The following is a 4191-nucleotide window of genomic DNA, read 5'->3' on the forward strand; positions in this document are numbered from 1 at the left end:
TCGTCGAGCGCGCTGGCGCCGAAATAGCCGATCGCCAGTGCGCAGAGCACGGTCGAGATCAGGCTCGCCCAGGTGCCGATGCTGCCGCCGAAATAGGGGAACAGATAGCGGCTGCCCAGCATCTCAAAACCCATCAGCACGCCGCCGACCACGAAGGCGCAGAAATAGATCGAGAGCAGCAGCACGCGCGATACGCTGGTCAAGGCAGTTTCCTGTTGTGCCGCTCGACGTTCTTGAGCGTCTCGACCGGGGCGAAATCGTCGGTCAAAACCTTGGCATTGGCGTCGATGACCTTGCCACCATCGATCTGGATACGCCGGCGCTGCGCGAGCATGTCCGACAGGCTGTAGCGCAGAGCGAACGCCGCGTCGCGCTCGCGCGCGGCTGCGGCGAGATCCTCGGCGCTGCGGGTCGGCCCATTATAGCCGACCGTGACGATGTTGCCGTCGGCGCGATAGAAGTCGAGTTCGGGGAAGACGGACGCGATGGTCTTGACCGCGGAATCGAACAGCATGGTCGAGGGCTCGACGTTCTGCGCGACCACGCCGCCATCGGCGAGATGGTCCTTGACGATCTGGTAGAATTCCTTGGTGAGGAGGTGGAAAGGCACAAAGGGGCCGCGATAGGCATCGATCAGGATGATGTCGTATTTGTCCTTGGCCTCTGACAGGAACAGCCTGCCGTCGCGGTTGACGACCTGGAAATTCGGCTCGTCCTTGATGCCGAAATATTTCTTCGCCAGATCGAGCACCGCCGGATCGAGCTCGACCGAGGTCACCGACACCTTTGGCAGGAAGCGGTGCAGATACCACGCGGTGCGCCCGCCGCCAAAGCCGATCTCGAGGATGGCGTGCACGTCCTTGGCGTACATCAACGTGGCGGTCATGTAGCGGGTGTAGTCGACCGGCAGGTCGCGGTCGTCGCCGGTGTTGTACATGCTCTCGGTGTAGATCCGCTTGTTGTGACCGAAGGTCATGCTGCGGTAGGGCGGATCCTCGTACACGTAGATGTTGTTGTAGAGCGACTCCTTGGAGTCCAGGAGACGGCGGGTGTCCTGCGCAAGACCTGACGTGACCAGGCTCAAGCTCGCAAGCACGCCGAAAATGACCGATCGGAGGATCATCAAAACTCTGTTTCCCTGGGGCTTAAGGACTCCTGGCCGGGCAGGCCGGAAAGGGCGAAGAATTGCCGCTCTCATAGACTATTGTGCCCTGTTGGAATAGAAAAACATCCACTTGGCCGGCTGCCTCATCGCCATGGCTCGAAGGCGAATGACGAGCGAGCCACGGCCACGATCAGCGGAACTTGTGGGGCCATCGCGCAGATGTCGCCGGAGCTTGCTCGCTTTCAGGACGGCAAGGACGCGATCGCAGCCGAACTGGCGCATCAGGTCGCCTGCGCCAGCCGGCGGCAGGATACGAGACATCCGGCGTTCAAGGGCTGTGTCGACTGGCATTCGGCCGTTCATGGCGTCTGGGCGCTGATCGCCTATCAGCGGGCAACGGGCGATGCGCGATATGCGTCGCTGGTGGCGTCGATCCTGAACGCCGACGCGCTCTGTGCGGAGCGGCAGCATCTGTCCAGCTCACCGCAATTTGAAATGCCGTACGGGCGGGCCTGGTTCCTCAGGCTCGCGATCGATCACCACAGGCTGACCGGCGCGGACGATCTGCTTGCCTTCACTGACGAGGTCGCAGCCAGCCTGCACGAGCATTTTCGCGTCCAGGGGATCGATCCACTGTCGGGCGCCTATGCGAGCTGTTCCTTTGCGCTGATCAACATGCTTGACTACGCGCGATATCGCAACGCGTCGGAGCTCGAAGACGAGCTTGTGGGCTGGATCAAAAAAGACTTCGTCGATGCGGAGCAGCCTTACGGCTATGCGTGCGAACGCTGCAGCTTCATGGCGGTCGGCACCAATGCCGCTGCGCTCATCGCGCGCGTGCTCGATCGCGCGACTTACGCGAGCTGGCTCGACGGCTTCATCGCGGCGAACGGGCTTCCGTCGCCGGTTCTGCGTGCGGCCAGCGATCACGAATTCGGCCTGAATTTCAGCCGCGCCTGGGGCCTCTGGGACATGTATGCGGCGAGCGGCCGCGCCGATGTCGCCCGCTGCTATGCCGAACATCTCCACCGCGGCCTGACGCCGGCGACCAATTGGCGCGGCGATTATCTGGTGGTCGGGCACTGGGTCGCGCAATTTGCCATGTTCGCGCTGCAGCCGCTGTTCGGGGCGGAGCGGGGACGCTAGGTGGAGCGGAACTGTCGCGGCGAAAAACCTGCGCTCCATCCGCCCTTGCTCAACGACATGCAGATTCAACATTATAGAGCCGCATATTTGTTCGGCTGTCATCGCCCGGCTTGTCCGGGCGATCCAGTATTCCAGAGACGTCAGTGCTCGAGCCGATAGGCCGCGGCGTACTGGATTGCCCGCTTTCGCGGGCAATGACCGCCGAGAATGTGACGCGCAGTTTCCACGGCATGTTGGAGCCTTCTCGCGGCGCGATTCACGCCCGAGTCTTGCTCACTACCGCCCTCTACAATTGAGAGGGCGCAGGGAATGCCGGGTGAAGGCCTCACCCATGGCCCCCGTGCAGTAAAAAAGCACGGGGAAGGAACCACAGGTTCAGCCGAATCATCCGGCATTCCCCGCGCGATGGGTTACGGCTTATACGTGATCTCCCCGGGGACCGGGCTTTCTTGCCCCCGTCGCTCGCAGGATCATCATTCCCGCGAGCTTGGCCTCAGCGTCGGGAGGCCAGGACCACACGACTTCGTCGTCCGCGACGCATCGTTCGTCCGACGATGCATCGCGGCCACCGCATCCCGCGCTCCACGTTCGTGACGATCGCGAAGCGCCCCTCCGATGAGCGCGGGACGGGAGGAGTGAACCACACTATTCTGAAAAACGGAAGCAAAATATTTTTGCAAAGGGGGCTGGACAACAGAAAGAATCAGGGTCGCGAGTCGACGAATTGCAACGCGTCACGACCGATGCCAGCCAGCTGAGGACCGGGAGCGGCGTCAAGCCCTGCAGCAGGGTCAGAACGATCGCCACGCGACCGCCGAGCGGTCCCGCGATGGAGATCATCAACGAGACGCCCACGCGCAAGGAGCAGAAGTTTGTTGCGGCGACACGCCGCTCAATCGAAATGCGATGTCAATTGCACAAGGTTAGGAATGCCGCGATGGATCTGCTGTTGGATTACCCTTTTTGTTTTTCTTCTGCGCTTTTTCCATCGGAGCTTTTGGAGCGTTCTTCGAAGCGATCAGCGCTCTTAGCTAGATCGTGCCCCATCTTGCTCTCGTTCTTCGCTTCGTCCTTGGCAGTTGCTTCGCGCAAGCCTTCAGCGGCCCGTTTCCCCGCTTTTGATGATTTTCGTTCGTCATCCATTTGTGGCTCCTTCCTGTAAAGATGCTTCTCCAGGAATACTTCCTTGTCTATCCCAGCTCGGCCGTACCAATGTTCCAATCAGATCGCTTGGACATTGTTCCCAGTTCCGTTGAGGCTCTCAGTCGAGCCGACCGGTTCCATGTCCGCCAAGCAGCACAAAGCCGACATCGATGCTTACAACAGCATGTCCCTAATGGCCAAAGGACTTGGCCACCTTGCATGGGCACTGTTCAGATCACGATCCGGAAGCAGACCTCGCGGCCCCCTTGGGGCTAGGGTCAGCCACGGGCACACTTGCAGACATTGCCTAGCAGGAGGACTCATGGTGAATGTGGGGCCTCAGCCCCACATATGCCCGAAATGGTGATGGACTTCATGAGGTGTTGGCCGGGTCGTACTGACCTGTGCCAAACGAGGCGAAATGGTCGTCCCCTGACCCCCGCCGCCTTACGCATGATGCCAGAAATGTGCAAAGGTCGAAGCCAGCTCGGAGTGATGCCCGACATCCGTAGCGGAGTGATGCTCTACATCCGCGCCCGTACTTTGTACGCTAGCGGATTGTTGGCCATCGTGATGTCCGTTCCCACCTTGTAAAGCAATGAAGGGCGCCGTCGATCCCGTCGCAGCCGCCACCACGGCGTCATAGTTGGCGCCGTTAGCTTGCTGGTTGTTTCCTGCAAAGTCGCTCGCGTTGGTGATCAATTGGGTCGCAGCGGCGGTGATTTCCCCCATGTCATGGTTCTGAAGGCCTTCAATGAGGCTGTTGGCAGCAGTCCCCGCAGTTCCCTCCGCTCCAA

General features: G+C 60.7%; 4 protein-coding genes and 1 pseudogene. 1 reads left to right on the forward strand and 4 read right to left on the reverse strand.

Features of this window, described 5'->3' with window-relative positions; translation table 11 throughout:
• Positions 1-203 (reverse strand): annotated as a pseudogene (locus JOZ76_RS15680) (fused MFS/spermidine synthase); the annotation flags it as partial.
• Positions 200-1123: a spermidine synthase gene (locus JOZ76_RS15685; RefSeq protein WP_291699526.1), complete on the reverse strand. Its 924-nt coding sequence runs from the start codon at positions 1121-1123 to the stop codon at positions 200-202. The pseudogene JOZ76_RS15680 and the gene JOZ76_RS15685, both read right to left, overlap by 4 nt.
• A 201-nt stretch (positions 1124-1324) precedes the next feature.
• On the opposite strand from JOZ76_RS15685, the gene JOZ76_RS15690 reads away from it, so the two are divergent.
• Positions 1325-2251: a DUF2891 family protein gene (locus tag JOZ76_RS15690; protein ID WP_291699527.1), complete on the forward strand. Its 927-nt coding sequence runs from the start codon at positions 1325-1327 to the stop codon at positions 2249-2251.
• Between the two features lie 954 nt (positions 2252-3205).
• On the opposite strand, the gene JOZ76_RS15695 is transcribed toward JOZ76_RS15690, so the two are convergent.
• Together JOZ76_RS15695 and JOZ76_RS15700 are read right to left on the reverse strand one after the other, a co-directional pair.
• Complete coding sequence (locus JOZ76_RS15695; RefSeq protein WP_291699528.1) at positions 3206-3394, reverse strand: hypothetical protein; 189 nt, start codon at positions 3392-3394, stop codon at positions 3206-3208.
• A gap of 447 nt (positions 3395-3841) precedes the next feature.
• The coding region (locus JOZ76_RS15700; protein ID WP_441300038.1) for a hypothetical protein at positions 3842-4191 on the reverse strand (350 nt) is incomplete at its 5' end.

The organism is Bradyrhizobium sp. (genome assembly GCF_019244115.1).
In the GTDB taxonomy this organism is placed as follows: Bacteria; Pseudomonadota; Alphaproteobacteria; order Rhizobiales; family Xanthobacteraceae; genus Bradyrhizobium.